The organism is Streptomyces sp. NPDC048295, from assembly GCF_040652135.1.
GTDB lineage: Bacteria > Actinomycetota > Actinomycetes > Streptomycetales > Streptomycetaceae > Streptomyces.
Genome location: NZ_JBEZLL010000008.1, coordinates 49,090 through 61,253, shown reverse-complemented (window position 1 = coordinate 61,253; position 12,164 = coordinate 49,090). Strand labels below are relative to the sequence as shown.

General features: G+C 71.8%; 12 protein-coding genes. 8 read left to right on the top strand and 4 right to left on the bottom strand.

From position 1 onward, the window contains the following. The first annotated feature begins 20 nt into the window (after positions 1-20). Positions 21-809 carry a TSUP family transporter gene (locus AB0D53_RS14130; RefSeq protein ID WP_362444975.1) on the top strand — a complete coding sequence of 263 codons (789 nt, stop codon included), beginning with the start codon at positions 21-23 and terminating at the stop codon, positions 807-809. 24 nt (positions 810-833) lie between these two features. On the opposite strand, the gene AB0D53_RS14125 is transcribed toward AB0D53_RS14130, so the two are convergent. Together AB0D53_RS14125 and AB0D53_RS14120 are read right to left on the bottom strand one after the other, a co-directional pair. Beyond that, positions 834-1,457: a class F sortase gene (locus AB0D53_RS14125; protein WP_362444972.1), complete on the bottom strand. Its 624-nt coding sequence runs from the start codon at positions 1,455-1,457 to the stop codon at positions 834-836. Positions 1,458-1,556: 99 nt separating this feature from the next. Beyond that, positions 1,557-2,300 (bottom strand): hypothetical protein, encoded by a 744-nt coding sequence (locus AB0D53_RS14120; protein ID WP_362444969.1) that lies wholly within the window; start codon positions 2,298-2,300, stop codon positions 1,557-1,559. Between the two features lie 599 nt (positions 2,301-2,899). On the opposite strand from AB0D53_RS14120, the gene AB0D53_RS14115 reads away from it, so the two are divergent. Continuing rightward, the gene (locus AB0D53_RS14115) at positions 2,900-3,619 is read left to right on the top strand and encodes a hypothetical protein (protein ID WP_362444966.1); all 720 of its coding nucleotides are present in this window, start codon (positions 2,900-2,902) and stop codon (positions 3,617-3,619) included. Between the two features lie 60 nt (positions 3,620-3,679). Here the strand turns inward: AB0D53_RS14115 and AB0D53_RS14110 are convergent, their stop codons facing one another. After that, the gene (locus AB0D53_RS14110) at positions 3,680-3,967 is read right to left on the bottom strand and encodes a hypothetical protein (protein ID WP_362444963.1); all 288 of its coding nucleotides are present in this window, start codon (positions 3,965-3,967) and stop codon (positions 3,680-3,682) included. 160 nt (positions 3,968-4,127) lie between these two features. Here AB0D53_RS14110 and AB0D53_RS14105 point away from each other — a divergent pair, with 160 nt between their 5' ends. Further along, a complete protein-coding gene (locus AB0D53_RS14105) occupies positions 4,128-4,754 on the top strand; it encodes an NAD(P)H-dependent oxidoreductase (RefSeq protein ID WP_362444960.1) in 627 nt (208 codons plus the stop codon). A 78-nt stretch (positions 4,755-4,832) separates the two neighbouring features. Beyond that, positions 4,833-5,171 carry a divalent-cation tolerance protein CutA gene (cutA, locus tag AB0D53_RS14100; RefSeq protein ID WP_362444957.1) on the top strand — a complete coding sequence of 113 codons (339 nt, stop codon included), beginning with the start codon at positions 4,833-4,835 and terminating at the stop codon, positions 5,169-5,171. A 21-nt stretch (positions 5,172-5,192) separates the two neighbouring features. Here cutA and AB0D53_RS14095 read toward each other — a convergent pair whose 3' ends face one another. Beyond that, entirely contained in the window at positions 5,193-5,906 is a 714-nt protein-coding gene (locus AB0D53_RS14095) for an ElyC/SanA/YdcF family protein (RefSeq protein ID WP_362444954.1), read from the bottom strand. Positions 5,907-6,111: 205 nt separating this feature from the next. On the opposite strand from AB0D53_RS14095, the gene AB0D53_RS14090 reads away from it, so the two are divergent. The 4 genes from AB0D53_RS14090 (at position 6,112) to AB0D53_RS14075 (ending at position 12,058) form a co-directional block, all read left to right on the top strand. After that, on the top strand, positions 6,112-7,419 hold the full coding sequence (locus tag AB0D53_RS14090) for a deoxyguanosinetriphosphate triphosphohydrolase (RefSeq protein ID WP_362445623.1): 1,308 nt from the start codon (positions 6,112-6,114) through the stop codon (positions 7,417-7,419). Positions 7,420-7,511: 92 nt separating this feature from the next. After that, entirely contained in the window at positions 7,512-8,771 is a 1,260-nt protein-coding gene (locus tag AB0D53_RS14085) for an FAD-dependent oxidoreductase (RefSeq protein ID WP_362444951.1), read from the top strand. Positions 8,772-8,873: 102 nt separating this feature from the next. Then, positions 8,874-10,781 (top strand): DNA primase, encoded by a 1,908-nt coding sequence (gene dnaG / locus AB0D53_RS14080; RefSeq protein WP_362444948.1) that lies wholly within the window; start codon positions 8,874-8,876, stop codon positions 10,779-10,781. Positions 10,782-10,972: 191 nt separating this feature from the next. After that, complete coding sequence (locus AB0D53_RS14075; RefSeq protein ID WP_362444945.1) at positions 10,973-12,058, top strand: RNA polymerase sigma factor; 1,086 nt, start codon at positions 10,973-10,975, stop codon at positions 12,056-12,058. Positions 12,059-12,164: the final 106 nt, after the last annotated feature.

The window sequence follows — 12,164 nt, the reverse complement described above, 5'->3', positions numbered from 1 at the left end:
GCCTCTCTAGGGTCGCGATCATGCCCGATATAACCATCACCACCCTGATCGTCCTCTGCCTCGCCGCAGCCGCCGCGGGCTGGATCGACGCGGTGGTCGGCGGCGGCGGACTGCTTCTGCTGCCCGCGCTGCTCCTGGGTCTCCCGCACGTCCCGGCCGCGCAGGTGCTGGGCACCAACAAGGCCGTCGCGATCGTCGGCACGTCGGGCGCCGCCGTGACGTACGTACGCAAGGCACCGGTGAAGGTCGGGAACGCGCTGCGGATCGGACTCGCGGCGCTGGCCGGATCGATGGCCGGGGCGTTCTTCGCCGCCGGGATCAGCAGCGAGGTGCTGCGCCCGGTGATCATGGTGGTGCTGCTGGCCGTCGCGGCGTTCGTGATGCTGCGGCCCTCGTTCGGCAAGGACACGGGCGACGGGGTGCGGCAGAAGGTCACCCGGGCCCGCGCGATCACGGCTATCGTGGTGGTCGGCGGCGGAATCGGCTTCTACGACGGGCTGTTCGGTCCCGGCACGGGAACATTCCTGGTGCTGGCGCTGACCGCGGTGCTCCGGCTCGACCTGGTCACGGCGTCCGCCACCGCCAAGATCGTCAATGTCTGCACCAACGGGGGCGCGCTGGCGATGTTCGCCTACCAGGGCAGTGTGCTGTGGCAACTGGCCGCCCTGATGGCGGTGTTCAACCTGGCGGGCGGGCTCCTGGGGGCACGGATGGCGCTCAGGAAGGGCAGCGAGTTCGTCCGCGGTGTGCTGCTGGTCGTGGTGTTCTCGCTGGTCGCGAAGTTGGCCTTCGACCAGTGGACGGCCTGAACGCCCCGCGCCCGGCGGCCGGGTTCAGCGGACGGTGGTCAGATGCGCGTACGCCACCACATTGCCCCGGTAGCCCGTCACCTCCGAGAAGCCGCCGCCGCAGGTGATCAGCCGCAGCGAGGCGAAGGACGAGGCGCCGTAGACCCGCTGGTCGGGGAAGTTCTCGTTCTCGTAGACCTCGATCGCGTCGATGGAGAAGACGGCGGTACGGCCGTCCCGGCGGACCACCTCGACCGTGCTGCCCTTCTGCAGGGCGCCCAGGTCGTAGAAGACCGCCCGCCCCTGCGCGTTGTCGACATGACCGGCGACGATCGCACTGCCCTTGGAGCCCGGGGGAGTGCCGTCCCGGTACCAGCCGACGACATTGCGGTTCCCGGCCGGCGGCACGTCGAGACTGCCGTCGGCCCCGAGCCCGAGATTGATCATCGGGGCGTCGACCCGGATGCTCGGGATGCGGATGCGTACGGGGGCCGAGGGTCTCAGCGGTTCGGCGACCGGCGATCCGGGCTGCGGCGTCGGGCCGCCGGCGAAGGCCTGGGCGGCGGTCGGCACGGGCGGGACCAGCTGGTCGTCGGCGCCGTGCCGGATCAGCCAGACACCGGCCAGCGCCGTGATGACCAGCAGCCAGCCCTTGGCCTTCTCTGACACGGTCGTCCTCCGGGAGACGGAATGGGGATGGTCCCGTCCCGGTGGCGCGCGGCCACCGGGACGGGAACCGGGCGGTACGGAGACGTGAATCCGTCTCCGTCAGCCGGCTGCCTGCGTGCCGCTCGCCCGGCGACGCAGGAGCCAGGCTCCGCCGACGGCGGTCGCGGCGAGAACGCCGGCGCCCGCCGCGATCTGGGTGGTGTCGGGCCGGACGCTGCCGCCGACTCCGGTTTTGACGTGCCCGGTGGGGCCCGTCGGGGTCTCCCCGGGGCGGTCTCCCGACGAGGACGAGTTGTCGCGCCCGGACGACGAGCCGTCGTGCTTGCCCGAACCCTCCTCCTCGGACGGACTCTGGCCCTCGCGCCCGCCCGCGCTGTCGTGCCCGGACGAGCTCTCGCCCCGGCCCGCGTCCTCGCCCCGGCCCGTTTCCTCACCACGGTCCGTGCCCTGGCCGCGGTCCGTGCCCGCGTCCCCGGCCGGTTTGTCGCGCCCGCCCTGGTCATTGAGGCCGGAGAGGGCGTCGCCCCCCGAGACGGAGTCGAGCAGCGAGGGTGCGAGGCCGGAGAGCTTGTCGAGGCTGAACGGGGTGTCCGTGCCGGACCCGGTCCCGGTCCCGTCGCCCCCGGTCCCGTCCCCCCCGGCTTCGTCGCCCCCTGCCCCGTCGGCCGTGGTGGCCCGTGCCCCGAGGTCGCCGGCGGTCCGCGACGCGGCACCGGCCGCGCCGGCCCGCAGCGCGCCGGCATCACCCGCGTACGCGGACGGCCCGGCGGCGAGAAGGCCGAGCGTGGCTATGGCGACCGCGGATGCGGCGGCGGTACCGGTCACTAGGCGGGCAGGACGCATGGGGGGTTCCTCCGGCGATGGCGCGAGTAGGCGTGTCCTGACCCCGAGCTAACGGGCGGTCCGCCGCCGACGCCTGCTGACACCGAGTCAGCTCTCCCTCGTACGGACCGGCGTGGCCTCCTTGCCAAGGTGTGAACGTGCAGGTCACGGCGGTGATGGAGGGGGTCGGAGCCGGCCCCGTGTCACCCGGTGCCGATCGGGTGATGCCATCCGGGAGGAAAGTGGCGCACGTCACATGCATGACCTCGCGGGCCCCGGGCACACGTCTCACACCCCCCACGGGACGGTGTACGAGGCCGCCCCCGGCCGCCGCCCCCACCGACCCCTCCCCCCTGGGTCCGGTGGGGGCGGATTCGCGCCGGAGAGGGCCGGACCGTACACGCACAGTCACCGATCGTCGTCGATTGCTGCGGCAGTATGTCGACCTCATGGCGAGAACGGCCAAAGGCTGGTGCGGGCCCGCAGGTGCGGACCAGGCTGGCGTTCGCACATTCGTGCTCACGCTCCGTACGCAGAAAGCCCTCGCCGCACATGCACACGCCCCCCGAACCCGGCACCCCAGAGGTGCACCTCCCACGTTCGGGGAGGAGGTCGCGGACATGGTGCGCCATGTGATCCGCAAGGCGGCCGGCTGGCTCCTGATGATCGTGTTCGCGACCAACGCCACGTACTTCCTGGCCAGTTGGTTCCTGGACCCCAGGTCGAACTTCAGGGAGCTGCGCCCGGTCCGCACCGAGGAGCAGATCGACCGGGCCCTCGCGCCGTACAACCTGGGCCCGCAGGAGCCGCTGGTGCACCGGTGGTGGGACTGGCTCACCTCGGTGGTGTTCCACTTCGACTGGGGCAGGTCGCCCACCGGCGTCTCCGTCAACGGGGAGATCGGCTACCGCGCGCTCATCAGCGGGGAGCTGGTCATCATTGCGACCGTCCTGTCCGTGGTCATCGGCGTCGCGCTGGCCGTGTACACCGCCTCGCGGCAGTACGGGTGGGCCGACCGGATCTCCCAGGCCGTGTCCATCGCGGTGTTCAACATCCCGACGTCCGTCGCCGCGCTCGCCGTGGTCTTCGTCGCCATCTGGCTGAACCAGAACGCCGGGCTGCACTTCCTCTACGTCGCCGGGGAGAACTCACCCGGCGTCGAGGGGCTGCTCCCGACGATCGGCGACCGTCTGCTGCACCTGATCCTGCCGACCCTCAGCCTGACGCTGATGGGCTATGCCGGCTACCACCTGACGCAGAGAGGCTGGAGGTCGGCTACACGATCCTCGGCGACGAGCCGCTGGACAAGGCCATCGCCGGTGCCTTCACCGCGATGCTGAAGCCGGTCGGCGTCGAGGTCGTCACCAGGAAGGCCGACGAGGCGGACTTCTCGAAGATCCTCAGCGAGCGCAGATTCGAACCTCTTCCTGTCCGGGAACCGCTCCATGGACCCGTTCGGCGCCCGCTACCTGTGCGACTTCTACTGCTCGGACCGTGACTCCAACATCACCGGCTCCGGTACGCCGGCCCTGGACAAGGTGATCCGCGCCACCGGCGAGCTGGCGGACCTCGACGAGCAGATCGCGGCGGTCAACAAGGTCGAGCAGAAGGCCCTTCGGCAGTACGGCTTCCAGCGGTCCCTCGACGTACAGCGTGAAGAAGGGCCTCGCCGACGTCGGCGCCACCATCTTCCACAGCCCGCTCCCGGAGACGGTCGGCTGGGAGAAGTAGCCCGCACCCCGGCGGAGTCCCGCCCCGGTACGGTCGCCCGGCCGCACCGGGGCAGGACCGCAGGACCTGACCGAACGAGCTTGACCTCAACCGTGGTTGACATACGAGTCTTTCCGCATGGACCTCACCACAGTTGCCCCGTCCACCGCACCCACGACCGGCTCCACCGCACCCCTGAAGGTCGCGGTCATCCTCGCCAGCAACCGCGAGGGACGGTTCGGGCCCGTCATCGCCGACTGGTTCCTCTCGCACACCGCCCCGCACCCCGACATCGAGACCGATCTGATCGACGTCGCGGAGACCGGCCTCCCGGCCGCCCTCTCCTACCGCCCCGACGCCGGGGCACAGGCCCGGCTCGCGGCCGTCGCGCCCAGGCTGGCGGCGGCCGACGCCTTCGTCGTTGTCACCCCCGAGTACAACCACTCGTACCCGGCCCCGCTGAAGAACCTCATCGACTGGTACCGCGCCGAATGGCAGGCCAAGCCCGTCGCCTTCGTCTCGTACGGCGGGGTCTCCGGCGGGCTGCGCGCCGTCGAGCACCTGCGGCAGGTCTTCGCGGAGCTGCACACCGTCGGCATCCGCGAGACGGTGTCCTTCCACAACGCGGGAGCCCTGTTCGACGACGAGGGCAGGCACCGGGACCCGGAGGGCTGCGACGCGGCGGCCAAGGTGCTGCTCGACCAGCTGGTCTGGTGGGGGCACGCCCTGCGCGACGCCAAGGCCGTCCGCCCGTACGGCGCCTGACCGCAAGCGCCCCGCCGCGGCGTCGCCGACAATCGACGGGTACCGGGACACACAGGACCGACCCCGCAGGAGCCGAAGGTGACGACGCCGGCATGGCTGACCGTACTGACCACGACGGACAGTGAGGAGAAGGCCCACGCCCTGGCGCAGGGCGTGGTGGAGGCACGGCTCGCCGCCTGCGTCCAGATCGCCGCGCCCGTCACCTCGGTCTACCGCTGGCAGAACGCCATCGAGACCACCGAGGAGTGGCAGCTGCTGTTCAAGACGACGACCGAGCGGTACGACGAACTGGAGGCCCATCTCCAGGAGGCGCACGACTACGAGACCCCGGAGATCATCGCGATCCCGGTGGTACGGGGCAGCGCCCGCTACCTCGCCTGGGTCTCGGCCGAAACCGCACCGGTCACGTCCCTGTAGCCCCCGGGCCGGTCCCGGGGGCTACCGCCCGTGCTCCGCCGCCAGCGCCTCCCCGATCCCGGGCTCCCGCGGCCCCAGGAAGTGCGGATCGCGCCCGAACACCACGTCCAGCGCCGCCTTCCCCGCCGCGAACACCTCCCGCGTCCCGCCGTAGTACCAGGTCGCGTCGTGCACGGCGTCCACGCCGACGCCGTACGCGTCGATCCCCGCGGTCCGGCACAGCGCGACCGCCCGACGGATGTGGAAGCCCTGGCTCACCAGCACCGCTCGGTCGACCCCGAAGATCTTCTTGGCCCGCACGCACGAGTCCCAGGTGTCGAACCCGGCGAAATCGCTCACGATCCGCTGGTCCGGCACACCGTGCTCCCTGAGATAGGTGCGCATGGCATCCGGTTCGTCGTACTCCTTCCGGCTGTTGTCACCGGTCACGAGCACGACCTTCACCTTCCCGTCCCGGTACAGCTCGGCGGCGGTCTTCAGCCGGTTGGCGAGATACGGCGAGGGCCTGCCCTTCCAGAGCCCCGCCCCGAACACCACGGCCACCTCGTGCGCGGGCGCGTCCGCCGTCGTCCCGATCCGGGAACCGGCGGCGGCGTACGTCCAGGTCGAGGGCGCCAGCGCGAGCACACACGCGACCATCACCCCCTGCACGGCCCTCCGCTGCCCACGCCGCGTCCGCGGCCACCGGGGCCGCAATCGCCCGGGCAGCTGTCGTCCCGGCCACTTCACCCGCATGGGAATCCCTCGTTCCGTACTCCGTCGTCCATAGGATCGGACGAGTCCCGGGCCGAAAGGGTTCTCGAACGGGCAGAATCCGTCACCCGGCAACAAACGGAACCCGCAGGACCGCAACGGCGGAAATCCGGCCGACGGGCATCTCCGGGCCGCCGCCTGAGCCTTCTTGTCGGCCCGGCCGTTTACTGTCGGACCCATGGACGGCATGGACGGCACACAGGACCACGGCACGGCTCCCTACGGCGCGGCCGACTCCGAGCGCTGGGACACCGAGCCGGACAAACGGCCGGGCCGTACGGCCTTCCAGCGCGACCGCGCCCGGGTGCTGCACTCCGCCGCGCTGCGACGGCTCGCAGGGAAGACCCAGGTCGTCACCCCGGGCACCCGCAGCCGCGCCTGGGACGCCAGCCCCCGCACCCGGCTCACCCACTCCCTCGAATGCGCCCAGGTCGGCCGCGAGCTCGGCGCGGCGCTCGGCTGCGACCCCGACCTGGTCGAGACGGCCTGCCTCGCCCACGACCTGGGCCACCCGCCGTTCGGCCACAACGGCGAGCAGGCGCTCAACGACTTCGCCTCGGACTGCGGCGGCTTCGAGGGCAACGCCCAGTCGCTGCGCCTGCTGACCAGGCTCGAACCGAAGCGGTTCGTCCCCGACACCCGCACCGGCGAGCTGGTCAGCGTCGGGCTCAACCTGACCCGGGCCGCCCTGGACGCCGCCACCAAGTACCCCTGGCCGCGCGGCGCGCACCCCACCGACCCCGGCTCCCCGAAGTTCGGGGTGTACGAGGACGACATGCCGGTCTTCGCATGGGCCCGCGAGGGGGCCCCGAAGGACCGCAAGTGCTTCGAGGCACAGGTCATGGACTGGTCCGACGACGTCGCCTACTCCGTGCACGACTTCGAGGACGGGCTGCACGCCGGCCACATCGACCCCGACCGCCTCCACGCCGAACCGGAGCGCAACGAGATCTGGGCGGTCGCCGTCGGCCGCTACGTACCGGCGGACACCGAGCCCCAGGAGCTGGCCGACGCCCTGGACCGGCTCATCGCCCAGGACTGGTGGCCGCACGGCTACGACGGATCCGCCGTCGCCCAGGCCCGGCTGAAGGACGCGACGAGCCAGCTGATCGGCCGGTTCTGCCTCGCCGCCGAGAGCGGCACCCGGCACACCTACGGAACGGGCCGCCTCGGCCGGTACGCCGCCGAACTGGTCGTCCCCCGCGGGACGCGGAACGAATGCGCCGTGCTCAAGGCGGTCGCCGACCGTTACGTCATGCAGCGCGCCGAGCAGGAGGCCATCCGCGCCGACCAGCGGATCGTGATCGCCGAGCTGGCCGCCGCCCTCACCGCGCGCGCCCCCGAAGGGCTGGAACCGCAGTTCCGGGCACTGTTCGAAGCCGCCCGCGACGACAGGGCCCGCAAGCGGGTCCTGGTCGACCAGATCGCCGCCCTGACCGACGCCTCGGCACGCTCTCTGCACGCGTCGCTCACGGAACCCGGACACCGGGTGTGACCTGATCGGGGTACACCCTCTTTCGCCATCACGCTGCGTGCGGGACGCTCGCAGTTGGCGGCGCCGCGAAGCAAGCACCCAGGAGGCATCAAGTGGTCGACGCACATCGGACGTTCGTCATCGTCGGCGGAGGGCTGGCGGGAGCGAAGGCAGCCGAGACGCTCAGGGCGGAGGGTTTCAGCGGGCGGGTGATCCTGCTCGGCGACGAACGGGACCATCCGTACGAGCGCCCGCCGCTCTCCAAGGGCTACCTCTCCGGCAAGGAGGACCGGGACAGCGTCTTCGTCCACGAGACCGCCTGGTACGCGGGCGCCGACATCGAGCTGCACCTGGGGCAGCCCGTCACCTCGCTCGACCGGGGGGCCCGCGCCGTACAGCTCGGCGACGGCACCGTCGTCCACTACGACAAGCTGCTGCTCGCCACCGGGGCCGAGCCGCGCCGCCTGCCCGTTCCGGGCACGGACCTGGCCGGCGTCCACCATCTGCGCCGCCTCGCCCACGCCGACCGGCTGCGCAACGTGCTGGCCGCACTCGGCCGCGACAACGGCCATCTGGTGATCGCCGGGGCCGGCTGGATCGGCCTGGAGGTCGCGGCGGCGGCGCGCGGCTACGGCGCCGAGGTCACCGTCATCGAACCGGAACCGACCCCGCTGCACCAGGTCGTCGGCCCCGAGCTCGGCCAGATCTTCACCGATCTGCACACCGACCACGGGGTCCGCTTCCACTTCGGCGTCCGCCTCACCGAGATCATCGGCCAGGACGGCCTGGTGCTCGCCGTCCGCACCGACGACGGCGAGGAGTACCCCGCCCACGACGTGCTCGCCGCGATCGGCGCCGCGCCCCGCACCGCCCTCGCCGAGACCGCCGGGCTCGCCATGGCGCCACGCGCGGACGGCGGCGGCATCGCGGTCGACGCCTCCCTGCGCACCAGCGACCCGCACATCTTCGCGGCCGGGGACGTCGCCAATGTGGACCACCCGCTGCTCGGCGCCCGGCTGCGCGTGGAGCACTGGGCGAACGCGCTGAACAGCGGCCCGGCCGCGGCCCGCGCCATGCTCGGCCAGGACGTCGGCTACGACCGGGTGCCGTACTTCTTCTCCGACCAGTACGACCTCGGCCTCGAATACTCGGGCTGGGCGCCGCCGGGCAGTTACGACCAGGTGGTCATCCGGGGCGACGCGGGGAAGCGGGAGTTCATCGCCTTCTGGCTGAAGGACCGCCGGGTGCTGGCCGGGATGAACGTCAACGTATGGGATGTCACCGAGACCGTGCAGGGGCTCATCCGGTCCGGCCGGCAGATCGACCCGGACGCGCTGGCGGACCCGTCCGTACCGCTGGAGACCCTGTCCTGAGCCGTGCCGGACCGGCCCGGCGGGTCCGCGCGGTGCCACCGGGTTCCACGGATCACATCGGCGCGCTCCACGGCTGTCGTACCCCACCCGTAGACTTCACCCGTGGCAGGCAGGATCAATGACGACGACGTGAAGGCGGTAAGGGACGCGGTCCCGATCGACGCCGTCGTTTCCGAGTACCTCCAGCTGCGCAACGCGGGCGGTGGCAACCTCAAGGGCCTCTGCCCGTTCCACGACGAGAAGTCCCCCTCCTTCCAGGTCAGCCCGAGCAAGGGTCTCTTCCACTGCTTCGGCTGCCAGGAGGGCGGCGACACGATCGCCTTCGTGCAGAAGATCGACCATCTGACGTTCGCGGAGGTCGTCGAGCGGCTCGCCGCGAAGGCGGGCATCACCCTGCGGTACGAGGAGGGCGGCTACAACCCCTCCCACCAGCGCGGCGAGCGCATCAGGCTGGTCGAGGCGCACAAGGCGGCCGCCCGGTTCTACGTCGAGCAGCTGGACGGCCCCGAGGCCGGGATCGGCCGGAAGTTCCTCGCCGAGCGCGGCTTCGACCAGGCGGCCGCCGCCCACTTCGGCGTCGGCTACAGCCCGGCGGGCTGGGACCACCTCACCCGCTATCTGCGCGGCAAGGGCTTCAGCGACAAGGAGCTGATCACCTCCGGCCTCTCCCAGGACGGCAGGCGCGGCCCCATCGACCGCTTCCGCGGCCGGCTGATGTGGCCGATCAGCGACACCTCCGGAGACGTCGTCGGCTTCGGCGCCCGCAAGCTGCGCGACGACGACAACGGCCCGAAGTACCTCAACACCCCCGAGACCTCGATCTACAAGAAGTCCCAGGTGCTGTACGGCATCGACCTGGCGAAGAAGGACATCGCCAAGGCCAGCCGGGCCGTGGTCGTCGAGGGCTACACCGACGTCATGGCCTGCCATCTCGCCGGGATCACCACCGCCATCGCCACCTGCGGCACGGCCTTCGGCGGCGACCACATCAAGATCCTCCGCCGGCTCCTGATGGACAACGGCAGCGCCCGGGTGATCTTCACCTTCGACGGTGACGCGGCCGGGCAGAAGGCCGCCCTGCGCGCCTTCGAGGACGACCAGAAGTTCGCCGCGGAGACGTACATCGCGATCGCCCCGGACGGCATGGACCCCTGTGACCTCCGTCTGGTCAAGGGCGACGAGGCGGTCCGTGACCTGGTCGAACCCCGCACCCCGCTCTTCGAGTTCGCGCTCCGCCAGATCGTCGCGCGGTACGACCTGGAGACCCCGGCGGGCCGCGGAGCCGCGCTCGACGAGGCGGCACCCGTCGTCGCCCGGATCAAGAACAGCTCCTCGCAGCACGAGGTCGCCGTCCAGCTGGCCGGCATGCTCGGCATCCTGGACACCCAGTTCGTCGTCAAGCGCGTCGGCCAGCTCGCCCGCTGGGCCCGCGAGCGGGGCGACCAGCGGGGCCCCGCCCAGCCGCCCTCCCGCGGCGGCCGCCGGGACGAGCAGATCCAGGCCCCCGCCACCCCCTCCGGCCCGGCGCTCAACCTCCGCAGCCCCGCCCATCGCACCGAGCGCGAGCTGCTGAAGCTCGCCCTGCAGAAGCCCGCCCTGGTCTCCCCGGCCTTCGACGCCTACGGGGCCGACGAGTTCACCGCCCCGCCGTACGCGGCGGTGAGGCAGTGCATCGCGGAGGCCGGCGGCGCCGAGCTGGGCGTCCCCGAGACCCGCGAATACCTGGTCCAGGTCCTGGACGCGGCCCCCAACGACACGGTCCGCAACCTGGTCACCGAGCTCGCGGTCGAGGTCTTCCACGGCAAGACCATCGACGAGACCTACGCGGGCATGCAGCTCGTCCAGGTCCGGCTGCGCGCCGTGGACCGCCGGATCGACGACGTACAGGGCAGCCTCGCCCGGCTCGGCAGCAACGTAGCCCCGGACCACCTGGCAGCCGCGCAGAACGAGGTCTGGGTCCTCCAGCAGTACGCCCAGTCCCTGCGCAACAACGGGGCGGACGCGCTCTGACCGGCCCCGGGCCGTCCGCGTAACCGGCCGGTCACGGACCGGACTCAGAAAGTCGCCGCACGCCCCTCGTGGCGGCGATGTGTCTTCCCCCACACTGGGGGCGGTGCCTGAGACATCGGAGCGCGGCCGGCCCACCGAACGGTGGTCCTCCATCCCCGCGGTCCGGCAGCGATCACCTGGAGGTCGCCCCCGTGCAGACCCGGACCCTGACCGAAACCGAGCATGTCTCGGCCATCCCCGCGCAGAACCGGGCCGTGCACCATCCGGAGGGCGCGGTGGAGCCGCCGACACCGGACGAGCCGCCGGAGCCGCTCATGGAGGAGCCGCCCCGGGCGCCCGAGCCGCGGGGCCGTCCGGAGACCGCGGGCCCGTCCTCCGACCTCTTCCGCCAGTATCTGCGGGAGATCGGCCGGATCCCCCTGCTCAGCGCCGCCGACGAGGTGGAGCTCGCCCGCCGTGTCGAGGCCGGGCTCTTCGCGGAGGAACGGCTCGCGAGCACCCCCGACCCGGACACCCGGCTGGCCGTCGACCTCGACCGGCTGGTGGTCATGGGGAGGATGGCCAAGCGCCGCCTCATCGAGGCCAACCTCCGGCTCGTCGTCTCCGTCGCCAAACGCTATGTCGGCCGCGGGCTGACCATGCTCGATCTGGTCCAGGAGGGAAACCTCGGGCTGATCAGGGCCGTTGAGAAATTCGACTACGCGCGGGGCTACAAGTTCTCCACGTACGCGACCTGGTGGATCCGGCAGGCCATGTCCCGTGCCCTCGCCGACCAGGCGCGGACCATACGGGTCCCGGTCCATGTCGTCGAACTGATCAACCGCGTCGTACGCGTCCAGCGCCGGATGCTCCAGGAGCGCGGCTACGAGCCGACGGCGGAGGAGGTCGCCGGCCAGCTCGACCTCACCCCGGAGCGGGTCGGCGAAGTCCTGCGGCTCGCCCAGGAACCCGTCTCGCTGCACGCACCCGTCGGCGAGGAGGAGGACGTCGCCCTCGGCGACCTGATCGAGGACGGCGACGCCGCGTCCCCGGTCGAGTCCGCCGCGTTCCTGCTGCTGCGCGAGCACCTGGAAGCGGTGCTCTCGACGCTGGGCGAGCGCGAGCGGAAGGTGGTCCAGCTGCGCTACGGGCTGGACGACGGGCGGCCCCGCACCCTGGAGGAGATCGGCAGGATCTTCGGCGTGACCCGTGAACGCATCCGCCAGATCGAGTCCAAGACCCTCGGCAAGCTGCGCGACCACGCCTTCGCCGACCAACTCCGCGGCTACCTCGACTGAACATGCGAGGGCCCGCACCGCCGGGCGGCGGTACGGGCCCTCGCATCCGAACGGACAGCGCGCGCAAGGTCTTTCGTCCGGGTCGTGCCGGACCCCGCGAGCCCGG